Origin of the sequence: Shewanella sp. HL-SH8 (assembly GCF_051165765.1) — a bacterium.
GTDB classification, from domain to species: Bacteria; Pseudomonadota; Gammaproteobacteria; order Enterobacterales; family Shewanellaceae; genus Shewanella; species Shewanella glacialimarina.
Genome location: NZ_CP195039.1, coordinates 2309388 through 2335847 on the forward strand (window position 1 = coordinate 2309388; position 26460 = coordinate 2335847).

The 26460-nt window shown below is 40.8% G+C and carries 18 protein-coding genes and 1 pseudogene; 13 read left to right on the top strand and 6 right to left on the bottom strand.

What is annotated here, in order from left to right:
- Nucleotides 1–30: 30 nt before the first annotated feature.
- Together pyrD and ACRWQN_RS10185 are read left to right on the top strand one after the other, a co-directional pair.
- The gene (gene pyrD / locus ACRWQN_RS10180) at nucleotides 31–1050 is read left to right on the top strand and encodes a quinone-dependent dihydroorotate dehydrogenase (RefSeq protein ID WP_434926003.1); all 1020 of its coding nucleotides are present in this window, start codon (nucleotides 31–33) and stop codon (nucleotides 1048–1050) included.
- Nucleotides 1051–1220: 170 nt separating this feature from the next.
- Entirely contained in the window at nucleotides 1221–1754 is a 534-nt protein-coding gene (locus ACRWQN_RS10185) for a cell division protein ZapC (RefSeq protein ID WP_434937561.1), read from the top strand.
- Nucleotides 1755–1864: 110 nt separating this feature from the next.
- On the opposite strand, the gene ACRWQN_RS10190 is transcribed toward ACRWQN_RS10185, so the two are convergent.
- Nucleotides 1865–2614 carry an SDR family oxidoreductase gene (locus ACRWQN_RS10190; protein ID WP_434937563.1) on the bottom strand — a complete coding sequence of 250 codons (750 nt, stop codon included), beginning with the start codon at nucleotides 2612–2614 and terminating at the stop codon, nucleotides 1865–1867.
- Nucleotides 2615–2900: 286 nt separating this feature from the next.
- Between ACRWQN_RS10190 and ACRWQN_RS10195 the strand changes: the two genes are divergently transcribed.
- Nucleotides 2901–4547, top strand: coding sequence for a methyl-accepting chemotaxis protein (locus ACRWQN_RS10195; RefSeq protein WP_434937565.1), 1647 nt, complete (start codon nucleotides 2901–2903; stop codon nucleotides 4545–4547).
- Nucleotides 4548–4717: 170 nt separating this feature from the next.
- Here ACRWQN_RS10195 and ACRWQN_RS10200 read toward each other — a convergent pair.
- Nucleotides 4718–5464, bottom strand: a pseudogene (locus tag ACRWQN_RS10200) ((Fe-S)-binding protein).
- 278 nt (nucleotides 5465–5742) lie between these two features.
- Here ACRWQN_RS10200 and ACRWQN_RS10205 point away from each other — a divergent pair.
- The 6 genes from ACRWQN_RS10205 (at nucleotide 5743) to ACRWQN_RS10230 (ending at nucleotide 15099) form a co-directional block, all read left to right on the top strand.
- Nucleotides 5743–6399, top strand: a complete 657-nt coding sequence (locus ACRWQN_RS10205) for a GntR family transcriptional regulator (protein WP_434926006.1) — start codon at nucleotides 5743–5745, stop codon at nucleotides 6397–6399.
- A gap of 60 nt (nucleotides 6400–6459) precedes the next feature.
- Nucleotides 6460–7338, top strand: a complete 879-nt coding sequence (prpB, locus tag ACRWQN_RS10210; protein WP_226410024.1) for a methylisocitrate lyase — start codon at nucleotides 6460–6462, stop codon at nucleotides 7336–7338.
- Between the two features lie 107 nt (nucleotides 7339–7445).
- Nucleotides 7446–8570 (top strand): bifunctional 2-methylcitrate synthase/citrate synthase, encoded by a 1125-nt coding sequence (prpC, locus tag ACRWQN_RS10215; protein ID WP_434937567.1) that lies wholly within the window; start codon nucleotides 7446–7448, stop codon nucleotides 8568–8570.
- 90 nt (nucleotides 8571–8660) lie between these two features.
- On the top strand, nucleotides 8661–11255 hold the full coding sequence (gene acnD, locus ACRWQN_RS10220; RefSeq protein ID WP_434926009.1) for a Fe/S-dependent 2-methylisocitrate dehydratase AcnD: 2595 nt from the start codon (nucleotides 8661–8663) through the stop codon (nucleotides 11253–11255).
- Nucleotides 11256–11335: 80 nt separating this feature from the next.
- Nucleotides 11336–12508, top strand: a complete 1173-nt coding sequence (gene prpF / locus ACRWQN_RS10225) for a 2-methylaconitate cis-trans isomerase PrpF (protein ID WP_434937569.1) — start codon at nucleotides 11336–11338, stop codon at nucleotides 12506–12508.
- Between the two features lie 443 nt (nucleotides 12509–12951).
- On the top strand, nucleotides 12952–15099 hold the full coding sequence (locus ACRWQN_RS10230; RefSeq protein ID WP_434929824.1) for a cation:proton antiporter domain-containing protein: 2148 nt from the start codon (nucleotides 12952–12954) through the stop codon (nucleotides 15097–15099).
- Nucleotides 15100–15205: 106 nt separating this feature from the next.
- Here ACRWQN_RS10230 and bcp read toward each other — a convergent pair whose 3' ends face one another.
- Together bcp and ACRWQN_RS10240 are read right to left on the bottom strand one after the other, a co-directional pair.
- Complete coding sequence (gene bcp, locus ACRWQN_RS10235; RefSeq protein WP_434929823.1) at nucleotides 15206–15670, bottom strand: thioredoxin-dependent thiol peroxidase; 465 nt, start codon at nucleotides 15668–15670, stop codon at nucleotides 15206–15208.
- 91 nt (nucleotides 15671–15761) lie between these two features.
- Nucleotides 15762–16301, bottom strand: coding sequence for a glycine cleavage system protein R (locus tag ACRWQN_RS10240; protein ID WP_434926013.1), 540 nt, complete (start codon nucleotides 16299–16301; stop codon nucleotides 15762–15764).
- A gap of 349 nt (nucleotides 16302–16650) precedes the next feature.
- On the opposite strand from ACRWQN_RS10240, the gene dapA reads away from it, so the two are divergent.
- The 4 genes from dapA to ACRWQN_RS10260 all read left to right on the top strand — a co-directional run bounded on the left by dapA (nucleotide 16651) and on the right by ACRWQN_RS10260 (nucleotide 23183).
- Nucleotides 16651–17535, top strand: a complete 885-nt coding sequence (gene dapA, locus ACRWQN_RS10245) for a 4-hydroxy-tetrahydrodipicolinate synthase (protein ID WP_434937571.1) — start codon at nucleotides 16651–16653, stop codon at nucleotides 17533–17535.
- Nucleotides 17536–17538: 3 nt separating this feature from the next.
- A complete protein-coding gene (bamC, locus tag ACRWQN_RS10250; protein ID WP_434937573.1) occupies nucleotides 17539–18639 on the top strand; it encodes an outer membrane protein assembly factor BamC in 1101 nt (366 codons plus the stop codon).
- A 372-nt stretch (nucleotides 18640–19011) separates the two neighbouring features.
- On the top strand, nucleotides 19012–20094 hold the full coding sequence (locus ACRWQN_RS10255) for an efflux RND transporter periplasmic adaptor subunit (protein ID WP_434937575.1): 1083 nt from the start codon (nucleotides 19012–19014) through the stop codon (nucleotides 20092–20094).
- A complete protein-coding gene (locus ACRWQN_RS10260; protein WP_434937577.1) occupies nucleotides 20091–23183 on the top strand; it encodes an efflux RND transporter permease subunit in 3093 nt (1030 codons plus the stop codon). The genes ACRWQN_RS10255 and ACRWQN_RS10260 overlap by 4 nt, the downstream gene beginning before the upstream one ends.
- A gap of 100 nt (nucleotides 23184–23283) precedes the next feature.
- Here ACRWQN_RS10260 and ACRWQN_RS10265 read toward each other — a convergent pair whose 3' ends face one another.
- Together ACRWQN_RS10265 and fadE are read right to left on the bottom strand one after the other, a co-directional pair.
- Complete coding sequence (locus ACRWQN_RS10265) at nucleotides 23284–23715, bottom strand: PaaI family thioesterase (RefSeq protein ID WP_434926018.1); 432 nt, start codon at nucleotides 23713–23715, stop codon at nucleotides 23284–23286.
- A gap of 70 nt (nucleotides 23716–23785) precedes the next feature.
- Nucleotides 23786–26233: an acyl-CoA dehydrogenase FadE gene (gene fadE, locus ACRWQN_RS10270; protein ID WP_434937579.1), complete on the bottom strand. Its 2448-nt coding sequence runs from the start codon at nucleotides 26231–26233 to the stop codon at nucleotides 23786–23788.
- Nucleotides 26234–26460 lie beyond the last annotated feature (227 nt).

The window sequence follows — 26460 nt, forward strand, 5'->3', positions numbered from 1 at the left end:
CCGGGGCTTTTTTTAGGCCTAGGAGAAAACATGTTTTATAAACTCGCACAAAAAGTAATGTTTCAGATAGACCCTGAGTTGGCTCATAATGTTGCCATAGGCAGTTTGAAAATAACCGGTAACACACCGCTTAATTGCTTTTATCGTCAAAATATCGCAAAAACACCCGTTGAATGTATGGGGATTACTTTTCCAAATCCTGTGGGATTAGCGGCTGGATTAGATAAAGACGGCGAGTCGATTGATGCATTTTATGCAATGGGTTTTGGCCATGTAGAAGTCGGTACAGTAACACCTCGCCCACAATCGGGTAATGATAAACCACGTTTGTTTCGCCTTAAACCGGCAAAGGGGATTATTAACCGTATGGGTTTCAACAATAAAGGTGTTGATAACCTTGTCCGTAACCTCATGGCCAAAAAATCTGATGTTTTAGTCGGTGTAAATATAGGTAAAAATAAAGACACTCCGGTAGAGCAGGGTAAAGATGATTACCTGATTTGTATGGATAAGGTTTATCAGTATAGTGCTTATATCACTGTCAACATTTCATCCCCCAATACCCCTGGTTTACGCACATTACAATATGGTGAGCTGCTGGATGATTTATTAAGTTCGATTAAAGCCAAACAAACTGAATTAACCCAAAAACACGGTAAATATGTCCCGGTTGCATTAAAAATAGCACCAGATTTAACCGATGATGAAATTAAATCTATTGCTGATTCCTTGATTAAAAATAAATTTGATGGCGTTATTGCCACTAATACCACTTTAGGGCGAGATACTGTAGCCGGTCTAGAGCACGCAGAGGAAATGGGTGGCTTAAGTGGAAAGCCGTTAACCGATCTTTCTACTCAAGTAATTAAGACTCTTGCTGGTTATTTAAACGGCCAGATCCCGATCATTGGTGTCGGCGGGATAAATTCTGCAAAGGATGCAAATGACAAATTCGCAGCAGGTGCTACGTTAGTTCAGATATACAGTGGTTTTATCTATCAAGGCCCTCAGCTAGTATCAGAAATCTGTTCTGCTTATCGCACAAAATAACCACAAACGATCAATTAATAAGATCAAAAATCATGCCGCGATCGCATCTATGCGATCGCACTTTGTTCTAAGATAATGAAATATCAGTAATATTTTTTAAATAAATTTTGATATTGTTTGAAAAATAATCTATTATCGACCAGTATTCAATTTTTAGGTGAAATTGCATCATGTTATTAATGCCAAATAAGGACTGGCATTGGGAATTTAACACAAGATATCAGCAACTAAGCGTATCTTTAGGTTCCGAGATGGAGTTCTTAACCCCATATAAGTCAAAACTACTTATTCCTGATGCGCTAGGAATGACAGAATTTAGTGTTGAACACGCTAAGTATTACATTCGCTTGCTTGAAATTTTACCTAAGGTTTTACATATTTCCGATGCTGGGATAGTTCAAACAGCACTCAACGCAACTGCAGCATATTTCTTACTTAAACCTCAAATGCCAAAATCCTGGTTTTTCATGGCAAGTGATGAATGTGTTTTTTGCGGCGCAGGTAAGTTGTTTCAACTTAATTGTAATGGTGTCATGGTGTTAGTTTTAGTGGTTGAGGACAGTCTTCAGGCTGCTACAGTGATGCTTTTGTCTAACTCTTGTGCTTTATCTGACACTAAGTCACTTAATCAATTTGATGCCATTAAAGTAATGCACAATCGCTTGCATCCATTGCGCAAAGCTAAGCAAGTGGTTGCAGCTTAGGATAAATCATTCAATAAGAAATGGATATTGCCTTAAAATCCGCTCAGTTACTACAAAAAAGCCAAACAATGATGTTTGGCTTTTTGCTATTGTAGACTCTAAGAATAATGTTAACTCATTTTTCTAATAAGGCTTAAAGGCGCAACACGAAGTAGCCAGTGTAAAAAAGCCCAAGGGTAGCTTGGTACATAAACGTTATCCTTTTCTTTCCCTATAGCCTTAACCATCGCTTTACAGCCAGTTTCTAAATCTACTCGGAAGGGCACTGTTTTTACTTTTTCGTTTATTTCAGTACGAATAAAACCAGGATGAACACAGGTCACTTTAATTGGTGTGTGCATCACATCAATTCGGATCCCTTCCGATAAAGAGGTTAATCCAGCTTTGGTTGCTGCATAAACAGTCATTGCTCGTCTGAATCCCCTAACTGCACTGATTGAAGAGATTGTCACTAAATGGCCATTATTTTGTTGTCTAAATATTTCCATCGCTGCTTCGCATTGGGCAATGGCAGCAATAAAATTAGTTTGTGCGGTTTCTAGGTTGGCTTTGAAAAAACCTGTTCCAATCGAAGCCCCTTTACCCATTCCAGCGTTGACGATGATCCTGTCAATTGCCCCCATATCTTTTTGGCATTGTTTGAATACAGTAAAAACTGCTTCATGATCGTTCACATCTAGCGCGTAAATAAACACTGTGATATTTGGATTAATTGTTAATAGCTCTTCTTTTAGTCGGGTTAACAGCTCAATTCGACGTGCACATAAAGCCAGGTTATGGTTTTTCTTGGCAAATTGTTTCGCCATTCCAAGGCCAAGACCTGAGCTTGCGCCTGTAATGAGGATGTTGCTTCTATGCATGAATATTCCTTTGTTATTTTTATTTTTAATGTAAGAGCGAATACATCTTGTAGACGGTTTTACTTGAACACTAACCATACCACTTTAGATATAACTAACTTACTGATTTATTGTGTCTTAAATTTGACAAACTGCAGTTATTGATCCAAGTTTAGATTGACAATAATGATTATAAAAACATCACATCATACTAAAGGAGAGTGTTGTTTTGACGATATAGTCTCTAGAGTGTCACAACTTTTTAAGATTTTAAAATACTTTATTTTTAATATTCTCAGGTGGTTATATGAACGTTATCAACCTTCTATTAAGAAAAATGAGCATTTCGAAACGATTACTCGGAATGTTAGTGTTAAGCGTTGTCGCCACCATTTTAATGTTTTTATTTGCGCTTAACCGTATTGATAATGTACTCATTGCCGAAAAAGAAGCCAAATTATATGCTTTAGTTGATGCGGCTGTTGCTGTTGTCGATCAATACTATCAACGCAGTGAGCAAGGAGAGTTAACTGCGGAGCAAGCACAAACGCCGGCTATCGCTGCACTTGATCATTTGCGCTACGCAGGGCAAGAATACTATTTCAGTATCAATACCCAAGGCGTGATGATTCAGCATGCTTTTGCCAAGAAACTTGTTGATACCAGTGTGATAGGAATGAAAGATCCTGACGGGATTAAATTGTTCCAATTGATGATTGATAGAACGCAAACTCAAGAGTCTGCTAGAGTCGATTACATGTGGAATAAGCCCAATCAAGAAGACCCAAGCCCAAAAATGTCGGTGGTGAAAAAATTTACTCCGTGGAACTGGATTATTGGAACAGGTATTTATGTTGACGACATTGATGCCCAAAATCATGAATTTATTTACAATTACATCTTTTTGCTTACTTTAGTTTGGCTACCGGTACTTATCTTTCTTTATATTATTATTCAGAGTGTCTCAGTACCAATGCGCTCTACCATCACTGCTTTTGAAAATGTGGCTAAAGGAGAGGGCGATTTAACCTTGCGACTATCAGAAGAAGGGGCTGATGAGTTAAAAGAGATTGCGACTCACTTTAATATGTTTACCTCTAAAATTCAGAATGTTATTACTTCTGTGGGAGAGTCGATTCAACACAGCAGTGAATTAGCAGGCGGCATGTCAGCGATTGCAGTAAAAGCGAATCAAGTTTCAACTAACGTGCAGATGGAAACCGAAAACGTAGCAACTGCTATCAACCAGATGTCGATGACTGCTTCAGAAGTGGCTTCTAATGCACAACTGGCCGCACAAAGCGCGCATTCTGCAGATGAAGAAGCGGATAAAACCGCTAAAGTAGTTGATAACGCCATGGGCAAAATTAATGAGCTTTCAACTGAGCTTATTCATACCGAGGAAGTGGCTAAAGGACTACAAATTAGTTCGAGTAAAATCGGTCAAATATTAGATGTGATTGTTGGTATTGCAGAGCAAACCAATTTGTTAGCATTAAATGCAGCTATTGAGGCTGCCCGTGCCGGTGAGGCAGGACGGGGATTTGCGGTTGTGGCAGATGAAGTGCGCACTCTAGCAAGCAGAACGCAAGATTCAACCCGAGAAATTAACGGCATCATTGATGCCATTCGTGACGCTATCGACAGTGTTAATGCTTCAGTTGAAAGAGCGAAAATTAAATCAAATGAAACGGTTTCAGAAACTGGTCAAGTGGTTGGCGCGCTTGATGTGATAAAAAACTCAATTGAACAGATTTCACAAATGAATATTCAAATTGCTGCGGCAACAGAAGAGCAAAGTGCGGTTATTGCAGAGTTAAATATGAATATTACTCGCATAAACGACATGTCCGTCGAGAACAGAGAATATAATCAGGACATTAATCAAAATAGTAGCCAAATTGAGCAAGGATCTGAAAAACTCGCTGAATTAGTCGCTCATTTTAAAGTGTAATACTTCGGCCTGTTTATTTTTATGGTTGTTTTTACTGCTTTATGTTGACCATTTATATCTGACAAAGATTTGTGGTGAAATGAATCAAGATCAACAGCCACTAGTTAACATGTTCGGTTAACAGTGTTTTGTCCATTTGGTCAGTGCTGGCGGCTTTTCGCAGGTTTTAGTCAGTTACGAAATATTCCAGTGTCAACGGTTAGCCGTAAAATTGCCAAACTAGAAACCCGTCTGAATACCCAATTGATCATGCCATCAAGATGCAGTAAACAAGAAGGGTCGAACCCTATAACATATTGTGCACGGATGGCAGCATGGGCTTTATCTTTCCATTTTGGCTGACACAGCGCCTTCATCAACCGCAAAGGTACCGCCGAAACCGCAACATTCATCGCGTGGTGCGGGATAAACAATATTGATACCTGGGATGTTTTGCAGTACAGCTTCGACTTTATTCAATAGTGGTCCCATTGTTTCACTTGGCGTCGCTAAGTTAAGCATACGCAGTCCATGACAACTCATCTGTAAGCTAATGGTATGATCAAATTTATGTTTAAATGACGCTATTGGTTTATATCGTGTAAGAATTCCGTAAGTTCATACTGTTTATCGATCAAATCTTGTGCCGCTTGGCTTTTATCGAACTCATGCAAGTTTTCTTTAGCGGCGACTAAACAAGATGCCGCTGGGCAGACAATGGCATCGCATTCCTCGCCTTTAAACGCATTTAGTCATTTGGGTGTGGTGTTGCGTGCTTCGTTAAAACAGCCTGAGTTTGTTATAGGTTGTCCACAACAGGTCTGGCCTTCAGGGAATATCACTTGATGCCTCAATTTTTCAAATAATGACAAAGTGGTAATCGCTACATCAGGCATCATTTGATTAACCAAACAGGGAATAAACAGTGCAATTTTCATATTCATTTACTTCAATAATCACGGATACTATTAATCTACTCGCCAATACTATTGAGTGATTCAGACAAAATAGTAATGAACCATCAGGATATTTTCATTTTTGAAACTTAACCTTAGGATTGTCGACTAAATATTAAAAGATGGGTTTATAACCTCATCAATTAGTCGTAATTAACAATAAAAATACCATTATGTCGACAATGTATGGTTTTTGGGGTTGTTTATCACTCATTTGCTGCTATATTGTCGACATACGAATTGTTAATTGAGTTAAAAGCATGCTCCTCGCTAATGAAAAGCCAGTAACAGCAGCAGATAAAACCTTTATTTTGCTTAGAGACGATATTGTTGAAGGCAGAATTGCGGCGGGTTCAAAGCTCAGTGAGACAGAATTGTCGACAAAATATGCGGTTAGTCGTGCGATTATCCGTGAAGCAATCAATCGCCTTGAGGCTTGTCACATAGTGGAGCGCAAGGCAAATATCGGGGCTAGAGTGGTCGCACTGAGTCCTCAAGGGTTGATAGAGCTATATCAAGTGCGCGAGTCATTAGAAGGCATGGCCGCAAGGTTAGCGGCTGTGAATATGACCCATGAAGAAATTGATGATTTGATGGGACTACTGCAATGCCATTTTGATGAAGTCAAAGACGGGCAGTCTTATTATCAGGAAGCGGGCGATGTCGATTTTCATTATCGAATCATACTGGGTAGCAAAAATAAGCATTTAATCAGTATGTTATTTGATGGTATTTATCATTTAGTGCGCATGTATCGTGTGCAGCTTGGTATGGCGGGACCTAGAGTAACCACCGCCTATGATGAGCATAAACATATTGTAAAAGCCATTGCTAATCGTGATGCAGAACTCGCTGAGATGTTAATGCGTCGCCATATCATGTATTCAAAAAATAGTATTGAAGCCAAGTTAAGTTAGTCATAGATAATTATGATGACCGATAATCGATTGAACATTGTTAACACACAAGGAAAGAATATGAGCGCAGGTAAAAAATTTCGCCAGGCACTAATGGCCAATAAACCATTGCAAATAGTCGGTACGATCAATGCCTATTCAGCCATGATGGCAAAACAAATTGGCCATCAAGCCATTTATTTGTCAGGTGGTGGCGTGGCAAACGCCTCATATGGTTTGCCTGATCTTGGCATGACTTCTTTGAATGATGTGTTAGTGGATGTGCAACGTATTACATCAGCGTGTGACTTACCTTTATTGGTGGATATCGACACGGGTTGGGGCGGCGCATTTAATATTGCCAAAACCATTCGCGATATGGAAAAAGCCGGTGCAGCCGCTGTGCACATGGAAGATCAAGTGGCGCAAAAGCGTTGTGGTCATCGCCCAAATAAAGAAATTGTGCCTGTAGAAGAAATGGTCGACCGCATTAAAGCGGCGGTTGATGCCCGCACAGATCCTGATTTTTTCATTATGGCGCGCACAGACTCGTTTGCTCAAGAAGGTTTAGAAGCCGCAATTGAGCGTGCTAAAGCTTATGTAGCAGCAGGTGCAGACGGTATATTTGCTGAAGCGATTAAAACCGAAGCACATTATCGTGCCTTTGCTGAAGCATTAGATGTGCCTATTTTGGCCAACATTACTGAGTTTGGCCAAACTGAATTATGGAATAAACAGCAATTAGGCGAGTGGGGTGCATCTATGGTGCTATACCCATTAAGTGCATTCCGTGCGATGAACAAAGCGGCTGAAAATGTCTACAGTGCTATTTTAACCGATGGCGACCAAAAAGCGGTGGTGGACACCATGCAAACGCGGATGGATTTATATGATTACTTGGGCTATCACGATTATGAGCAAAAGCTAGATAGTCTATTTGCCGAAGGCAAAAACAAATAATCACCCGGTAATAAAAGTGTGAACCATTTTTACGACTAGAATAAAAAATACCCTACAATCGCGGTTAAGCTTGGCTTAATCGCGACAAGCATAAGAAGGAAGATATCATGGTAGACAAGAAATTATCGGGCGCAGGATTACGTGGTCAAAGTGCTGGCGAAACAAAATTATGTACAGTCGGTAAATCAGGTTCTGGGCTCACTTATTGTGGTTATGATGTCGCGGATTTAGCCGACAACGCCACCTTTGAAGAAGTGGCTTATTTACTGTTTAACGGTGAGTTACCAACTCAAGCACAATTAAGTGCTTACAAAACAGAGTTAACCGCGCAACGTGATTTACCTGACGCCCTTAAAGCGGTATTGAAGCTTATTCCTGCTGATGCTCATCCGATGGATGTTATGCGAACGGGCTGCTCGTTTTTAGGAAACCTTGAGCCAGAAGTTGATTTTACTCAGCAACATAAAGCATCTAATCGCTTACTTGCCGCGTTCCCTGCGATTATGTGTTACTGGTATCGCTACAGCCATGAAGGTGTAGAAATTGACTGTACTAGTGATGAAGAATCACTTGGCGGTCATTTCCTTAAATTATTACGTGGTGAAACGCCATCAGCACAACATCGTAAGGTAATGGACGTGTCTTTGATCCTTTATGCTGAGCATGAGTTTAACGCATCGACCTTTACCGCGCGCGTATGTGCTTCAACCTTATCTGATATGTATTCGTGTGTGACTGGTGCAATTGGTTCATTACGTGGTCCACTTCACGGTGGCGCTAACGAAGCTGCAATGGATATGATCCAAAAGTTTAGCTCACCAGCCGATGCCAAAGTGCAAATGGCGGGTATGTTAGAACGTAAAGAAAAAATCATGGGCTTTGGCCATGCTATTTATAGTGTGTCTGATCCACGTAATGTGATCATTAAAGCCTGGTCTGAAAAGTTGGCTCAAGAAAATGGTGACACCTCGTTATATGACATTTCTGTCGCCTGTGAAGAGTTTATGTGGGACAGCAAAAAGCTATTTTGTAATGCAGACTTCTTCCATGCCTCTGCTTATCATTTTATGGGCATTCCAACTAAGTTATTCACACCAATCTTTGTGTGTTCACGTTTAACAGGCTGGGCTGCACATGTGATGGAGCAACGCTCTAACAACCGCATTATTCGTCCAAGTGCTGACTATGTCGGCAGTGAGCCACGTAAAGTGGTACCAATTAGTCAACGTTAATCAACTTGCCGAGTCTGATAATGATGATGACTCGGTTTTTTTCGTTGTAGATTAGCGCTTATTAGTTTGATGTTTATTGTGGATGAAGTTATGAATACTCAATACCGTAAAGCCTTGCCGGGCACCCAATTAGATTATTTTGACACCCAAGAGGCTGTCGACGCAATTGAACCTGGCGCTTATGCCAAATTGCCTTATTGTTCTCGCGTATTTGCCGAGAACTTAGTGCGTCGTTGTGCGCCAGATATGCTCACTGATTCGTTAAAGCAGTTGATTGAACGTAAAAGTGATCTCGACTTTCCGTGGTATCCCGCTCGTGTGGTATGTCATGATATTTTAGGTCAAACCGCTTTAGTTGATTTAGCGGGTCTGCGTGATGCGATTGCTGAAAAAGGGGGCGATCCATCTAAAGTAAACCCCGTAGTACCGACTCAATTGATTGTCGATCACTCACTGGCTGTAGAACATGCCGGTTTTGACAAAGACGCGTTTGATAAAAACCGCGCTATTGAAGACCGTCGTAATGAAGACCGTTTTCATTTTATCAATTGGACCAAAACGGCGTTTAAAAATGTTGATGTTATCCAACCTGGTAACGGCATCATGCATCAAATTAACTTAGAACGTATGTCGCCAGTGGTACATGCTCAAAATGGTGTGGCGTTTCCTGACACCTTAGTGGGCACCGATAGCCATACACCACATGTAGATGCGTTAGGTGTTATTGCCATTGGGGTAGGTGGTTTAGAAGCGGAAAGCGTGATGCTGGGCCGCGCATCTTACATGCGTTTACCGGAAATTGTGGGTGTTGAAGTAACGGGTAAGCCACAACCTGGCATTACCGCTACCGATATTGTATTAGCATTAACCGAATACTTACGTGCGCAAAAAGTAGTGTCATCGTATCTTGAGTTTTATGGTGAAGGTACCACCCATTTAACCCTTGGCGATCGCGCCACCATTACCAACATGACGCCTGAATACGGCGCCACAGCAGCGATGTTTTATATCGATAAGCAAACTATTGATTATTTAACATTAACTGGTCGTGAAGACGCGCAAGTTAAATTAGTTGAAACCTATGCCAAACAAGCCGGGTTATGGGCTGATACGTTAACGAATGCTGTATATGAGCGTGTTCTGCACTTTGACCTATCGTCGGTTGGCCGTAACATTGCCGGTCCTTCAAATCCGCATTCTCGGGTTCCAACCTCTGAGCTTGCAGCTCGCGGCATTAGCGGCGTAGTTGAAAACGAGCCTGGTAAAATGCCCGATGGTGCCGTGATTATTGCCGCCATTACTAGCTGTACTAACACCAGCAACCCTCGCAACATGATTGCAGCAGGACTATTAGCACGAAATGCCAATGCACGTGGTTTATTACGTAAACCTTGGGTTAAATCATCACTTGCGCCAGGCTCTAAAGCAGTGCAATTGTATTTAGAAGAAGCAGGCTTGTTACCTGAGCTTGAAAATTTAGGTTTTGGTATTGTTGGGTTTGCCTGTACCACCTGTAACGGCATGAGCGGCGCGCTTGATCCGGTTATTCAACAAGAAGTGATTGATCGCGATTTGTACGCAACGGCTGTGCTATCGGGTAATCGCAACTTCGATGGACGTATTCACCCTTACGCTAAACAAGCATTTTTAGCTTCGCCGCCATTGGTCATTGCTTATGCCATTGCCGGTACGATTCGGTTTGATATTGAAAAAGATATCTTAGGTATTGATAACCAAGGTCAAGCGGTGACGTTGAAAGACATTTGGCCAACCGATGAAGAAATCGATGCGGTTGTTAAAGCTAGCGTTAAGCCCGAGCAGTTCCGCAAAGTTTACGAGCCGATGTTTGACATTAAAGTTGAATATGGCACACATGTAAATCCACAGTATGATTGGCGCCCGCAGAGCACTTATATTCGTCGTCCACCTTATTGGGACGGAGCCTTAGCGGGTGAGCGCACCATGAAAGGTATGCGTGCATTAGCGGTGTTGGGTGACAACATCACTACGGATCATTTATCGCCATCCAATGCGATTATGCTAGACAGTGCAGCAGGCGCCTATTTACACAAAATGGGATTGCCAGAAGAAGACTTTAACTCTTATGCGACTCACAGAGGCGATCACTTAACTGCCCAGCGAGCCACATTTGCTAACCCTAAACTGTTTAACGAAATGGTGCAGGAAAACGGCAAGGTGAAGCAAGGATCACTTGCGCGCCTTGAGCCAGAAGGCCAAGTCACTCGCATGTGGGAAGCGATAGAAACCTATATGGAACGCAAGCAGCCACTGATTATTATCGCTGGTGCGGATTATGGTCAAGGCTCGTCACGTGACTGGGCGGCAAAAGGTGTGCGACTTGCTGGCGTTGAAGTGATTGTTGCCGAAGGCTTTGAGCGTATTCACCGTACCAACTTAGTCGGTATGGGCGTGTTACCGCTTGAATTTACAGCAGGTCATAATCGTCATACTTATCAGATTGATGGCACAGAAACCTATGATGTGGTTGGCGAGCGTAAGCCTGGTGCGATGTTAGATGTGATCATGACGCGTAAAAACGGTGAGCAAGTGACGATTGCGGTGAAGTGTCGTGTCGACACGGCTGAAGAGCTGTCTATTTATGAAGCTGGCGGTGTATTACAACGTTTTGCGCAAGACTTTCTAGAGTCAAGCGCTGCGCAGTAATTTTTGCATGAAGAAATAATCAATCATCAGAAAGAGGCGGTGTATGGGGTTACCATCACCGCTTTTTTTAAGGATAAAATATGACGTTTAAACCACAGATAAAAATACCCGCTACCTATATGCGTGGCGGAACCAGTAAAGGAGTCTTTTTTAATATTTCTGATTTACCGGTAGCAGCTCAAGTGGCTGGCGCTGAACGTGATGAGATATTACTCAGAGTCATTGGCAGTCCTGATCCCTATGGTAAGCATACTGACGGTATGGGCGGTGCGACCTCAAGTACCAGTAAAGTGGTTCTTTTATCAAAAAGCACCCAGCCTGATCATGATGTGGATTACTTATTTGGCCAAGTAGCGATAGATAAACCCTTTATAGACTGGAGTGGTAATTGCGGCAACTTAACCGCTGCTGTAGGCTCATTTGCGATTAGTAATGGATTAATTGATCCAAGACGAGTTCCTCAAAATGGCACCGTAATCGTGCGTATATGGCAGGAAAATATTAACAAAACCATTATTGCTCATGTACCGATAACAAACGGCGAAGTACAAGAAACGGGTGATTTTGAACTTGATGGCGTGACGTTTAAAGCCGCTGAAGTACAAGTTGAGTTTTTAGACCCTGCCGATGGTGAAGGGGCGATGTTTCCTACAGGTAATATCGTAGATGAGTTAGTTGTGCCAAATATAGGTACATTTAACGTAACTATGATTAATGCTGGTATTCCAACTATTTTTTTGAATGCGGCTGATATTGGTTATACTGGAACAGAATTGCAAGACGCGATTAATAACGATAATGCCGCACTAACAAAATTTGAAACTATTCGAGCCTATGGTGCACTAAAAATGGGACTAATCACTCATTTAGAAGAAGCCAAAGTTCGCCAACATACACCTAAAGTAGCCTTTGTTGCACCTGCAGCCGATTACATTAGTTCAAGTGGTAAAGCGATTAGTGCTACAGAAATTGATTTATCGGTGAGAGCACTATCAATGGGTAAATTGCACCATGCCATGATGGGCACTGCAGCGGTTGCTATTGGTACTGCAGCAGCTATACCGGGGACATTAGTTAATCTTGCGGCTAGCGGCATAGAGCGCCAATCTGTTAACTTTGGCCATCCCTCAGGCACTTTACGTGTAGGTGCAGAAGCTAAGTTGATTGATGGTCACTGGCAGGTAACTAAAGCTATAATGAGTCGCAGTGCTAGAGTATTAATGGAAGGTAGTGTGCGTATACCTCAAGACTAACGTATCCAGTTTTGATCATTGTATAATAACAAAGCCTGAGCACTGTCTTAGGCTTTGTTATTTTAAAACAATTAATAATCAAAATGTTATTTTGTTTTTATTAAGTAAAAAGAAAATATAGTTTAGATCTAAAAATGACTTGAACACAGATAGAAATTAGTATTTTATATGCATAATTTCACATGGCGACATTTTGTCAGAATAGTAATTTTTATTATTTTAATATCATTGACTTAGTGATTTAATTTGATAGCAACCTCACTTGTAAGTGATGGTTTTTTATGCCTCTTAATTACTGTCATGTTACTTTAGCAACAGATTGATTGGGTTAAACCAGACTTTTATTGCCACTATAAGTGAATCCTTAACGGATTAGCTGTTATGCAAATAAAAATTAGTCAGTACTTGAAAACTTGTATTGAGAATAAGAAAAGGAAAATATTATGGTTGAACACATCACGGGTATGCTGGCATTAATCGGTGTATTGTCGCTTTTGTGTCAATGGGCAGGCTGGAAATTAAGATTACCTGCCATTTTACCACTACTGTTATGTGGATTGTTACTCGGACCTGGATTGAATATACTTAATCCCGATGAAATTTTTGGTGATCTATTGTTCCCTATCATTTCATTGGGTGTAGCTGTGATCCTTTTTGAGGGAGCATTAACGCTCAATTTCAAAGAGATTAAAGATCACAGCCGCATGGTGACTAATCTTGTGACTATAGGCGCAGTAATTACTTGGGCATGTATTACCCCTGCCGCGCACTATTTTATGGGATTTGATTGGCCTGTCGCATTTCTATTTGGCGCGTTAGTTGTTGTCACAGGGCCAACGGTAATTGTACCCATGTTGCGTACGGTTCAACCTAAAGCTAAATTAGCCAGTATATTACGTTGGGAAGGTATTGTTATTGATCCCATCGGTGCATTATTCGCGGTGTTAGTTTACGAATATGTTGCCGTTACCGCAGATCCTACAACACACGTATTGTATGCATTGGGCCTCACTTTAGTGATTGGTTTTGGCATAGGTGCAGCCGCGGGTTACTTCATTGGTGTAGCACTAAGAAATAACGTCTTCCCACATTATCTGCGTAATACAGCGGTGTTAACGATAATGTTGGGTGTATTCGTCGGCTCTAACTTATTACAACATGAATCAGGACTTTTAACGGTTACTGTAATGGGTATCTGGCTTGCCAACATGCGTGGTGTAGACATAGCCGATATTCTAGAATTTAAAGAAACCTTAACAGTACTGCTTATTTCAGCATTGTTTATTTTGCTTGCCGCACGTTTAGATTCTAACGCTATGTTAGGGCTTGGTATTGGTGCTTTCGGAGTGCTGTTTGTGGTTATGCTTATTGCTCGTCCATTAAGTATTTGGACCTCAGCATTGGGGACTAATTTAACCTCAAAAGATAAGTGGTTTTTGAGTTGGGTTGCACCACGGGGTATTGTTGCTGCGGCAATTTCATCACTGTTTGCGATTAAATTAGAAGAGCTTGGTGTTCACGGTGCAAGCTCTATCGTGCCATTAGTATTTTTTATCATTATTGGTACCGTAGTTATTCAAAGTTTAACCGCAGGCCCCTGGGCAAAATTTTTAGGGGTTAAAGAAGGTTCAAACCAAGGTTTACTTATTTTCGGAGCCTCAAAATTTGCTCGAGAATTAGCCACCCAACTATTAGCTAAAAACATTAAAGTTGTGTTAGCAGACAGTAACTGGGACAGTATTCGTCAAGCCCGTATGGAAAATATTCCTGTTTACTTCGGTAACCCAGCATCTGAACATGCTACTAACTACATGGACTTAAGCGGTATAGGCAGAGTGTTAGTTATGTCTCCTTATCGTCAATTGAATCCTTTGGTCAGTTTCCATTTCCAAGATTTATTTGGCTCGGAAAAAGTGTATGGTCTAAATAATAGTGAAACAAATGTTGGCAGTGGCCGTCATCAACTGTCTGAGTCTTATTTACAGCGGTTATGCTTATTTGGTGAAGGGATAAGCTATGCCAAAATAGCCAGTTTAATGGCTAAAGGTGCTGTTCTTAAAGTCACTAATATTACCGAAAACTTCAGTTATGAAAAGTTCCGTGAGCGTTATGGTGATACAGCTATGCCTTTGGTTTATATAACCAAAGAGGCTAAGTTAAAAGTCATTACCGCGGAAACTCAAAAGTTACCCGTAGGGATTGAGTTAATTAGTTTGTTACCTCAAGAAGCACAGGAACAAGCAATTATTCAACGCGCGTTAGATGAAGAAGCTGCTCGTTTAGCTAAGATTAAAGCAGAAGAAGAAGCAAAAGCGGCTGCTGAAGCTCGTGCTATCCGTGAAGCAGAGGAAGCTGAGCAACGTGCAATTGAGAAAGCTCGCCGTAAAGAGGAAGAGCTAGCTCTGTTCGAGGCACAAGAAAAAGCTAAGTTACTCGAGGAAGAGCAGGCAGCTTTGATTGAAGAGGCTAGACTTGAGAAAGAGTCTGAGACTTTAGATATTCAATTATCGAATGATGAAGTGCTTAATGATTCGCTTGTTACAGATGAGACTGAGTCTTTGGATAAAAAAGAACCACCGTTAAAATCCTAATATTAACGATACAATAGTTGTTAAAAAAGGCTTAGTTAATACTAAGCCTTTTTTTATTTGTATCATTTTTGGAATTTAAAGTCGTTAAATAGATCTAGTAGCCATGCTATTTAAAGAGTTCAAGTACTACTTCATGATGATCTTTAGTTTTGAATTTATTGATGAACTGAGTAACTTTACCTTCAGTACCCACAATAAAACTTAATCGATGTATCCCGTCAAAAGTTTTACCCATAAACTTCTTTTCACCCCAAACGCCAAATGCATCAGCAACAGCATGATCTTCATCACTGAGTAAGTGAAAATTTAATGCTTGTTTATCTGAGAATTTTTGTAGCTTAGCAACTGGATCAGGGCTTATGCCTAGAACAGTAATGTTTAGGTTATCCAGTTGTTGCTTAATATCACGTAAGCCTTGCGCTTGCACAGTACAACCAGGGGTCGATGCCTTTGGGTAAAAGTAAACTAACACAGGGCCTTTATCCAGGCAGCCTTGTAATGAAATAGTTTCATTAAATTGGTTTTGTAGCGTAAATAGTGGGGCGGTATCACCCGTTTTTAAGGTGTTCATATTTATTCCTTTGTCAGATATCAGAAGGGTATATCTAGGCCCTGATTTACACCAAAATACGATAGGTAATGGAATATAGTTCAGCTAATAGTTACTGTGGTGACGTAGTGCCTTGCATTAATTTAATACTGCACTCTAAATTCATTTCTTCAGCCAATTGATGAATGGATGTTTCTAGCTTGGCTAAATCGACTTTATCAGGAATATTAATCGCTAAGAATATCGACTGCGTTTGTAGACCTTCATTATCATCGGCATGGGAACGTACTGCGGCCAAATCAAGTGAGCGCTCAGCTAGGAATTGGGTAATTGTTTTCATCGTGCCACGTTGGTCTTCACCACTAATGGTCACTTCAACGCGTGATACATAATTTTTCGGCACATGTTTTGATGTCCGTTTCATCACGGTCATCAGCTCTAATTCAACACTGAGACTGGGTAGCATGGTTTCAATTTTTGTAATTGCTGGCCATGAGCCCGAAATCATCATTATTAGAGTAAATTCATTACCAAATAGCGCCATACGGCTATCAACGATATCACAATCACAATCACTGGCTAAGCGTGCTAAGCGACTGACTAAACCAGGGCGATCGGCACCCATTGCGGTAACGACCAGGTAGTTGGTCATGGATTTTCCTCATTTGTTCGAATGAAATATCGATTGACGTCTGTAAACATACTATACGCCTATGCAACCAATAATATTATCATATCATCGTAACAAACCTGCTTAAAACGATAGAATAAAAATAATACTTGGCGTAATTGGTGTAATTTTAATCAGCTGAAAGACGGATATCTAAAAAAACAATTAAGAATGTGTAATCTCTTCGCTATAAAGCATAAAATACTACTACTTTATGCCGAATCAAGGTGAAATGGCTTTTTCGGGTAATTTTGATTTGAGCACTGCTAATGCTTGTCATTAGTGGGTAGCATCAGTAACATAGCAAATCCTGAAAACTTGGGGAATATAGATGAAAAACGGAAGCATCGTAGCCTTAATCACACCAATGAATAGTGATGGCACAATAGATTATGCAAGTCTTGAAAGACTGGTAGATTTTCATATCAATCAAGGCACCGATGCCATTGTTGCAGTGGGTACAACTGGCGAATCTGCCACGTTACCGATGAAAGAACATATCGCGGTAGTTAATCAAACCGTAAAATTTGCCGCCGGACGAGTCCCCATTATTGGTGGCAATGGCGCAAATGCTACAGCTGAAGCAATAGAGCTGACTAAAGGGATGCAACATTCAGGCATCAGTGCCATGTTAGGTGTCACACCTTATTATAACAAGCCAACACCTAAAGGCCTTATCGCACATTATAAAGCTATTGCAGCGAGTACAGATATTCCACAAATTTTGTATAACGTACCAGGCCGCACAGCAGTAGATATGAAGCCGGAAACCGTTGCTGAGTTATGCTCTGTTAGCAATATTATTGGCGTGAAAGAAGCCACTGGTGATGTCAGCCGTGTTGCTTTACTACGTCAGTTATGTGGTGATGACTTTATTTTATACAGCGGTGATGATGCTACTGCTCGCGAGTTTATACTTGCTGGTGGTAATGGCGTTATTTCAGTTGCGAATAACATCGTTCCTCATGCGTTTAAAGCTATGTGTGATGCCGCGCTTGCGGGAAATGCACAACTGGCTGCTGAAATTGATGAACCACTGCGTGGTTTATACAGTTCATTATTTTGTGAAGCAAACCCTATTCCAGTTAAATGGGCTGTTCATCGTATGGGACTAATTACCCATGGGCATATTCGTTTGCCATTAACTGAACTTTCTGAGCAGTTTCATGGTCTGTTACTAGAGTCTATGAAAAAAGCGCAAATTAAGGTGCAATAATACATGTTTAAAAAAGTCACCCCTCTATTACTGATAACCACGCTTGCAGCCTGTAGTACGCCTATAGATCGCCGCCAGGCTAATGGTAATGAAGAGTATGTTCAAACTCAGTCGGTCGCTTTATTGAAGATTCCATCTGGATTAAAACAACCTAACTACAGCAAAGAGTTCGATATTCCAAATGTCAGTAACAAAGTTGATGCTACTATTGTTGGCAAGCGATTAGATATTCGTCCACCATTGCAAATTATTGCAATGGCAGAGGGTACTCATGTTGAAGAAAGTAGCAATAATATAAAAATTATTATTGAATCCGTTGATAATTCAACCGACTTAAAGCAAGAAATATTTAATGTTATCAATAGCTATTTAGCTAAGAATAACATTGCTAAACGTACGGATAATTTTGAAACTGGTGTTGTTGAGACAGACTGGATAGAAAGCCAGGACGTGTTAGAAACAAGTTGGTTCGGTAATGATAAAGTGTATTTACTGCGCCAACGTTATCAGTTTGATATCAATGTTAAGCCACATGGTAGAACGGGTGATGTTGCTATTAGCCTAGTCGAGCATGAAGAGTATTACGATGAAGACCTACAAGATATATTCTTGACCGGTGATGATAAACGCCGTTATACCATTGATATGCTTAATAACACAGTATCGTATATGGCTGTTGAGCGTGAGCGTGCGCTTAAAGCTGCACGTATTGAGCAAAGCTTAGGGATAGATATTGATCTTGTTGAACCAGGAGCAGATGCTGAATCATATTGGCTTGCAAAAGCTAGCTTTAGCAAAACATGGGATCGCCTACGTATCGTATTACCTGAATTAGGCTTAGATGTTATCGATATGGATACCAGTAAAGGTCTATTTTATCTTAACTTAGAAGAAAGTGGTGGTTTTTGGAGCTCATTATGGGGCGAGGAGAAATTAACACTTGAGAAAGGCAGTTATCGACTGTTGCTGCGTACTACAGATAACAAAGATGAAACTAAAATTTTATTCCATGATATAACTGATGAACCGCTTAAAAACGAAGCTATTGCAGAAGTTTATAAACGTCTTTATCAAGCGATGAAAGAACAGCGTAAAGTGCTCTAATAACTATTACTTAATTACTTTCATTTGAAAAAGAGATGCCTACGGGCATCTCTTTTTTTTGGATTCAAACTTTTAACGTTAGCCAGAAAACTAATTTACTAAATGTTTCTAATGTGTCTAATTTGTAAGGAAAGGTAAAACGCCTTGCAGCTAATAACTGACTGAGTAGAATCAACATCAAGTAATTTACCTCATTGAGTTTTTGTAAAAACTTCTATCTGAAAAATTAATTAAATAATTGCAATGATGAGTGATCTATTTTTACTAGTTTGCACTATTACTTCACTAAACACTTATCTGACACAGTATAAAATATTATCCAGTGTTAGTTCGTTGCATGATTACAATATCCCGATAAAGAATGGTTAACTGATGAAAAAAATAATATTAATAATCGCAGTTGTTGGCATTGCAGCATATGGCTACCAAGCCATGCAGCCTAAACAAAATAAAGTTCAGCACGAAAAACCTATTCCCAATGTGGTATTTGCTACTACTAAACTGATGGATATTCGCGATGAAGTGGAGGCAATAGGAACTGGTAAAGCATTTGAATCGATAATTGTGACCTCAAAAATTACTGAAGTGGTCACAAGTGTAAATTTTGAAGATGGAGATTTAGTCAAGAAAAACGACTTATTGATCCAGCTTCAAGATGCTGAGCAACAAGCTAAAGTTAACGTCGCTAAGGTCAAGCTAACTGAGCACCTTAGAGAGTTTGACCGGATAAGTACTTTGGTTACCAGTAAAACTATTGCAGAGCTTGAGCGTGACAGATTACAAAGTTTAATTGATTTATCTCGTGCAGACATTGAGCTGGCGACATCCACATTAATTGATAGAAAAATTACCGCTCCATTTTCAGGCCGCTTAGGATTACGTCAGGTTAGCCTTGGTAGCTTAGTGTCAACCGGCGAGCAAATTACAACGCTGGATGATGTCAGTAAAATTAAACTCGATTTTTCTATTCCAGAACGATTTATTCAAGAATTAAAGCCTGGAAAGCAAGTAGAAGCTCAAGCGGTTGCTTTCCCAGACCGTATCTTTTTAGGGACAGTGACATCTATTGATAGCCGAGTTAACCCAGATACCCGTGCTGTTGTGGTGAGGGCTGTATTATCCAATGATGATTATGCTCTATTGCCGGGGATGTTAATGAAGGTGAAATTGATTAAACAAAGCCGACAAGGACTGTTACTGCCTGAATCAGCAATTATCCCTATCCAAGACAAGCATTATGTCTATAGCACCAATGAGCAAGATGAAGTGATTCAAATTCAGGTGAAATTAGGCGTCAGGATGCGGGGTTGGGTTGAAATTACTGAAGGATTAGCTGAAAACCAACATGTTATTATACGGGGTATTTTAAAAGTACGTCCAGGTGACAAAGTTACATTACAGGAAGCTGAAAACTTTAATTTCGTCAATGTTAACTCGACGGAGACAGCAGCATGATCTTAACGGATTTATCGGTCAAACGTCCTGTTTTCGCCTCAGTAATCAGTATTCTATTGATTGTCTTGGGTTTAGTGTCATTTGATAAATTACCTTTGCGCGAATATCCTAACATCGACCCCCCGATTGTATCTGTTGAAACCAGCTATCGCGGGGCAAGCAGTTCAGTTGTTGAAAGCCGCATAACTCAGTTGATAGAGGACAGAATAAGTGGTGTAGAAGGCATTCGCAACATTAATTCATCCAGCTCCGATGGCCGCTCGAGTGTCACAATCGAGTTTGATATTGACCGAGATATCGAAGCAGCAACTAATGATGTACGAGATAGAATATCTGGTCTACTAGATCAATTACCTGAAGAAGCTGACGCACCATCCATTTATAAGGCCAACGGCAGCGATGAAGTGATAATGTGGCTTAACTTGGTCTCAGATCAAATGGACATATTGCAGCTGACAGATTATGCCAATCGGTACCTAGTCGATCGATTTTCAGTGATTGATGGTGTGTCAACCCTGCGTTTAGGTGGCGGAAAAGTGTATGCAATGCGCATATGGATAGACCGCCAAGCTTTAGCGGCACGTAACTTGACCGTTACTGATATAGAAAACGCATTGAGAACGGAAAACGTGGAGTTTCCTGCAGGATCTATAGAATCGGAAGATCGTCATTTTACTGTTCGATTAGAGCGTGCTTATCGTACTCCAGAAGACTTTTCTAATTTAGTGCTTACCCAAGGCGAAGATGGCTATTTAGTTAAATTAGGTGATGTTGCTAGAGTTGAGATTGGCAGTGAAGAAGAGCGGATTGTGTTCCGTGGTAACACAGAGGCAATGATTGGTCTTGGAGTCAGTAAACAATCAACGGCAAATACCCTAGAAGTAGCTCGAGCTGCAAATGCACTGGTTGATCAACTCAATCCTACTCTACCCGCGGGTATGGAAATTAAGCGGTCCTATGACAGCTCAGTGTTTATTGAACGCTCAATTGATGAGGTCTACCAAACTTTATTTATCGCGATGATATTAGTCATCATTGTGATTTATTTGTTTTTGGGTAGTGTCAGAGCGATGTTGATCCCTGCTATTACCGTTCCGGTATCATTACTCGCCACATTCACAGTGTTATATGCACTTGATTACACAATTAACTTATTGACTTTGTTAGCGATGATTCTAGCTATTGGTATGGTGGTTGATGACGCCATTGTGATGTTAGAAAATATTCACCGAAGAATTGAGGAGGGTGATTCACCGCTAAAAGCGGCATATTTAGGCAGCCGAGAAGTGGCTTTTGCTGTTGTAGCGACCACCCTTGTATTGGTTGCGGTATTTATGCCAATCACTTTCCTTGAAGGGGACTTAGGTAAGTTATTTAAAGAGTTTGCCGTGACAATGAGCGCCGCGGTTATTTTCTCAAGTATCGTTGCATTAACCCTTAGCCCCATGATGTGTTCTAAGCTGCTAAAACCTTCCAGCGAAGGTTCATGGCTAGTGCGTCAGATTGATAAATTGATGGATAGCTTATCATCAATGTATAAATCTAGCCTTGCTAAGGCATTTAAAAAGCCATTAATAGTCAGTGCCTTAGTAATTATCTCCTTTGTTATCAGTGGTTATTTATTGCAAAAAGTGCCTCAGGAATTTGCCCCACAAGAAGATCGTGGTTCTATGTTCTTAATGGTTAATGGGCCTCAAGGTGCTAGCTTCGAATATATTGAAGAATATATGGATGAAGTTGAAGGGCGTTTAATGCCATTAGTCGAAAGTGGTGATATTAAGCGTTTGCTTATCCGTGCACCGCGGGGATTTGGCACAGCAACAGATTTTTCTAATGGTATGGCGATTATCGTACTTGAGGATTGGGGACAACGTAGAAGTGCTAATGCTATTATTGGCGATATTCGTAGCCGATTATCAGATTTAGCGGGTATTCGTGCGTTCCCAATTATGCGACAGGCATTTGGTCGCGGAGTCGGTAAACCAGTTCAATTTGTACTGGGCGGCCCTAGCTATGAAGAGTTAGCAGAATGGCGTGATATTATTCTTGAAAAAGCCAAAGATAATCCAAAATTAATTGGTTTAGATCATGACTACCAAGAAACAAAACCTCAGTTACGGGTGATCATTGATCGGGTTAGAGCAGCCGATTTAGGCGTGTCTGTTTCGCATATTGGCCGCACACTTGAAGCCATGTTAGGTTCAAAACTTGTGACCACCTTTATGCGTGATGGTGAAGAGTATGATGTCATCATTGAAGGTAATCGAGAAAGTCAAAGCACAGCCAGTGATATGGAAAACCTTTATGTGCGTTCTGCGCGCACCAATGAATTAATTCCACTATCTAACCTGGTCACTATTGAAGAGTTTGCTGATGCTAGCTCACTTAATCGTTATAATCGTATGAGGTCAATTACTCTTGAGGCTAACCTAGCCGAAGATTACAGTCTGGGAGAAGCACTTGCTTATCTAAATGATTTAACCTCAACTTATTTACCTGCTGAGGCGGTGGTAAGTTACAAAGGGCCTTCATTAGATTATCAAGAGTCAGGCAGTTCGATGAATTTTGTCTTCTTGCTAGCTTTAGGAATTGTATTCTTAGTGTTAGCGGCTCAGTTTGAAAGCTTTATTCATCCAATGATTATCATGTTAACAGTGCCATTAGCCACCTTAGGTGCTTTGCTGGGATTATGGTTTACCGGACAGAGTATCAATATTTATAGTCAAATTGGTATTATCATGCTGGTAGGTTTAGCTGCTAAAAACGGCATACTTATTGTTGAGTTCGCTAATCAGTTGCGAGATAGAGGCGTGGAATTTAACGAAGCAATATTACAAGCTTCTACCCAACGTTTAAGGCCTATTTTGATGACAGGTATTACAACCGCTGCTGGAGCATTACCTTTAGTGATGGCGGTTGGTGCTGGTTCAGAAACCCGCTATGTAATTGGTGTTGTGGTCTTATCTGGTATTACTTTGGCAACATTTTTTACCTTGGTTGTTGTGCCTGTGGCTTATAATTTGTTTGCTAAAAATAGTCACTCTCCAGATACGGTTGCCAAACAATTAGAACAAGAGTTACGAGAGTAAACAGATAATCGGGTAATACAGGGTTGTTAATCCACTATTGTCCTGTTTAAGATAAAAAAAGAGCCCGTCATTTGACGGGCTCTTTTTTTATATGCAGATCCTAGCGGCTTACCATACAACTTGCGGTTGCAGTTGCAAGTAATCGACCCTGTTTGTCGGTTAGCCTTGCTTCGGATATTGCTAAACTGGTGCTTAAGTTAACTAGCTTGCCTATCGCAAATACCGGTTGATTTTTCGGTACAGGCCGAACCATTTTTACATTCAAGTCGATAGTGGCGTAGCTAGCGCCAGCTGGTAATGCGGAATGAACTGCACAGGCAGTGGCTGAATCAAGTACTGTAGCTGCAAAGCCGCCATGCACTCCACCCATAGGGTTTAGGTGCCTTTCATCTGCGGCTGCTTCAAAGGTAATTTCTCCTTCGCTAACTGAGACAGCCTTCATTGGCATCGTTTGTGTGATTGAAGGGGCAGGGAGTTCACCTGCTAACATAGCCTGCATAATTTGCAGGCCTGTCATTTGACGTATATTCATTGACATTTCCTCAATAAAAAAAGGGTAAAGCATGGCTTTACCCTTAATATTACTTTTACTAATTTATCTGTTAAGCAGCTTTTTCTTGCTTAGCGGGTAACTTGATATTGGCACGTAGCTCTTCAGTATCAAAATCATCAACGTTGATAGATTTCAAGCGACCAATCTCTGCACGTTCTAATAATGAAATTTCAGCTTCACTTAGAACACCTAGTGCTTTACCTTCAGCAGCAATTTTATCAAGCCACATGAAAGGGAGTCGTTTGCCAGCGGCTTTACACACTTTATCGTATAAAGGCTCACAAGCTAGAATATCGATAAAGGTTTGTTCTTGAATACCTACGGGATTGTTCTCGCAGTTAGTAAAGAACTGACCTTTACCTAAACGGTCACGGCTTGCACATGGTGTTTGCATTATCTTAGCGACTTTATGATCCATTACATCTGTAGGACGCTTAACTGGACGACCGAATGGGAAAATAACCCAACGTAATACATGACCTAATCCCATAGGGAAGTTGTTAAGTAAGTCATCTAAAGAATCTTGTAATTTATACAATGAATCTTCAACAGCCCACTGAACTAAAGGTAAATCTTCAGTTAAACGGCCTTCATCTTGATAACGTTTCAATGTTGCTGACACAAGATATAGCTGGCTTAATAAGTCACCTAGACGAGCTGAAATACGCTCTTTACGCTTAAGATTACCACCTAAGGTAGCCATTGCTAAATCAGACAATAACGCTAAGTTAGCACTGAAACGGTTCATCTGTTGGTAGTAACGTTTAGTCTTATCTGAGTAAGGTGCGTTAGAGAAACGAGCACCCGTTAATCCCATCCAGAAACTGCGAATAAAGTTAGAGGTAGCAAAACCAATATGACCAAATATCGCATCATCAAAGGTGGCTAACCCACGGGCTGCATCAGTATCAAACGCCGATTCCATTTCTGTTAATACATAAGGATGGCAGCGAATTGCACCTTGACCATAAATGATCATAGTACGAGTTAAAATATTTGCGCCTTCAACAGTAATAGCGATAGGAGCGGCTTGGTAGCCACGGCCTAGGTAGTTGTTTGGACCTAAACATACACCTTTACCGCCGTGAATATCCATGGCATCGATAATACATTTCTGCATTCTGTCGGTTAGGTGAAATTTAACAATCGCTGATATAACAGATGGTTTTTCACCTAAATCAATTGCAGTGGTTGTTAAGCTAGTGACTGCATCCATTAAGTATGCATTACCGCCTATACGTGCCATTGGTTCTTCAATCCCTTCTAACTTACCAATCGGTAGTTTGAACTGACGACGAATGCGAGCGTAGGCACCAGTAGCTATTGCAGCAGTTTTTACACCACCAGCAGAGTTAGATGGCAGGGTAATACCACGGCCAACCGATAAACACTCAACCAGCATACGCCAGCCTTGGCCAGCCATTTCTGGTCCACCAATAATAAAGCTTAATGGTACAAACACTTCTTCACCACGGGTAGGACCGTTTTGGAACATACAGTTAAGTGGGAAGTGGCGGCGACCAGTTTCTACACCTGGGATATTAGTTGGGATTAAAGCACAGGTAATACCTAGCTCTTCTTTGTCGCCTAGTAATCCATCAGGGTCGCGTAGCTTAAAAGCTAAACCAAGTACGGTCGCGACAGGTGCAAGCGTAATATAACGCTTGTTCCATGTTAGCTTCATACCTAATACTTCTTCACCTTCAAATTCGCCTTTACAGACAATACCAAAATCTGGAATTGAGCCTGCATCACTGCCAGCTTCTGGGCTGGTTAATGCGAAACAAGGGACTTCTAATCCTTTTGCTAAGCGAGGTAGGTAATGATCTTGCTGCGCAGCAGTGCCATAGTGCTGTAACAATTCACCAGGGCCTAAAGAGTTTGGTACACCGACAGTTGATGCAAGTTCACTGCTAACACCAGCAAGCTTTTGTAAAACCTGTGATTGAGCATAAGCAGAATATTCTAAACCGCCATATTTCTTTTTGATGATCATCGCAAAGAAACCATGGTCTTTTAGGTATTGCCACACATCTTGAGGTAAATCACCCAGTTCATGCGACACCATGTGGTGATTAACCATTTTACACACTTCTTCAACAGGGCCGTCTAGGAAGGCTTGTTCGTCAGCGGTAAGGCGAGATTGTGGGTAGTTGTGTAGTTTACTCCAGTTAGGATTACCAGCGAACAAATCCGCTTCCCACCAGGTTGTACCTGCTTCAATTGCTTCTTTTTCAGTAGAAGACATTTCAGGCATGATACCACGGTACACTTTAAGCAGCGGACGGCTGATAAAATTTTGTCTAAATGATTTAATGTTAAAAGGTAATGCTATTACAAGGAATACAGCCCATGTAATAGTACCGACGATGTCCATTGCGCTACCAACACCTAAAACAACAGCTGCTGCTATCGTGGTGGTGACAAGCGATACCCTTAGGTAAGACATTGTGCCGAGCACACAGATCATCGCGATGATCAAAAATAGGGTGGTCACTTTACTCTCTCCTTAAAGCCAGTTTCATAGGGTGAATGGCTAATTCTTTATTGATCTTAATCACAAGTATAGACCGTGGTCAGACCTGTGCCACATAAAATTTAACCTTATGTAGCAATGAATACAAGCATTATTCAAACAATTGTTTAAATTTTTATGTGTCAATCTTGTTTCACTGATTTACCACAAAAGATACAATATGCTTAACTGCTGAAAATTGATCAATA

Bases quoted from the DNA above. Each gene is read 5' to 3' on its own strand.
- prpB (WP_226410024.1), top strand. From the start codon at position 6,460: ATGAGCGCAGGTAAAAAATTTCGCCAGGCACTAATGGCCAATAAACCA.
- pyrD (WP_434926003.1), top strand. From the start codon at position 31: ATGTTTTATAAACTCGCACAAAAAGTAATGTTTCAGATAGACCCTGAG.
- ACRWQN_RS10205 (WP_434926006.1), top strand. From the start codon at position 5,743: ATGCTCCTCGCTAATGAAAAGCCAGTAACAGCAGCAGATAAAACCTTT.
- bamC (WP_434937573.1), top strand. From the start codon at position 17,539: ATGTTTAAAAAAGTCACCCCTCTATTACTGATAACCACGCTTGCAGCC.
- ACRWQN_RS10190 (WP_434937563.1), bottom strand. From the start codon at position 2,614: ATGCATAGAAGCAACATCCTCATTACAGGCGCAAGCTCAGGTCTTGGC.
- ACRWQN_RS10265 (WP_434926018.1), bottom strand. From the start codon at position 23,715: ATGAATATACGTCAAATGACAGGCCTGCAAATTATGCAGGCTATGTTA.
- ACRWQN_RS10240 (WP_434926013.1), bottom strand. From the start codon at position 16,301: ATGACCAACTACCTGGTCGTTACCGCAATGGGTGCCGATCGCCCTGGT.
- dapA (WP_434937571.1), top strand. From the start codon at position 16,651: ATGAAAAACGGAAGCATCGTAGCCTTAATCACACCAATGAATAGTGAT.
- acnD (WP_434926009.1), top strand. From the start codon at position 8,661: ATGAATACTCAATACCGTAAAGCCTTGCCGGGCACCCAATTAGATTAT.
- bcp (WP_434929823.1), bottom strand. From the start codon at position 15,670: ATGAACACCTTAAAAACGGGTGATACCGCCCCACTATTTACGCTACAA.
- ACRWQN_RS10195 (WP_434937565.1), top strand. From the start codon at position 2,901: ATGAACGTTATCAACCTTCTATTAAGAAAAATGAGCATTTCGAAACGA.
- prpF (WP_434937569.1), top strand. From the start codon at position 11,336: ATGACGTTTAAACCACAGATAAAAATACCCGCTACCTATATGCGTGGC.
- ACRWQN_RS10230 (WP_434929824.1), top strand. From the start codon at position 12,952: ATGGTTGAACACATCACGGGTATGCTGGCATTAATCGGTGTATTGTCG.
- ACRWQN_RS10255 (WP_434937575.1), top strand. From the start codon at position 19,012: ATGAAAAAAATAATATTAATAATCGCAGTTGTTGGCATTGCAGCATAT.
- prpC (WP_434937567.1), top strand. From the start codon at position 7,446: ATGGTAGACAAGAAATTATCGGGCGCAGGATTACGTGGTCAAAGTGCT.
- ACRWQN_RS10260 (WP_434937577.1), top strand. From the start codon at position 20,091: ATGATCTTAACGGATTTATCGGTCAAACGTCCTGTTTTCGCCTCAGTA.
- ACRWQN_RS10185 (WP_434937561.1), top strand. From the start codon at position 1,221: ATGTTATTAATGCCAAATAAGGACTGGCATTGGGAATTTAACACAAGA.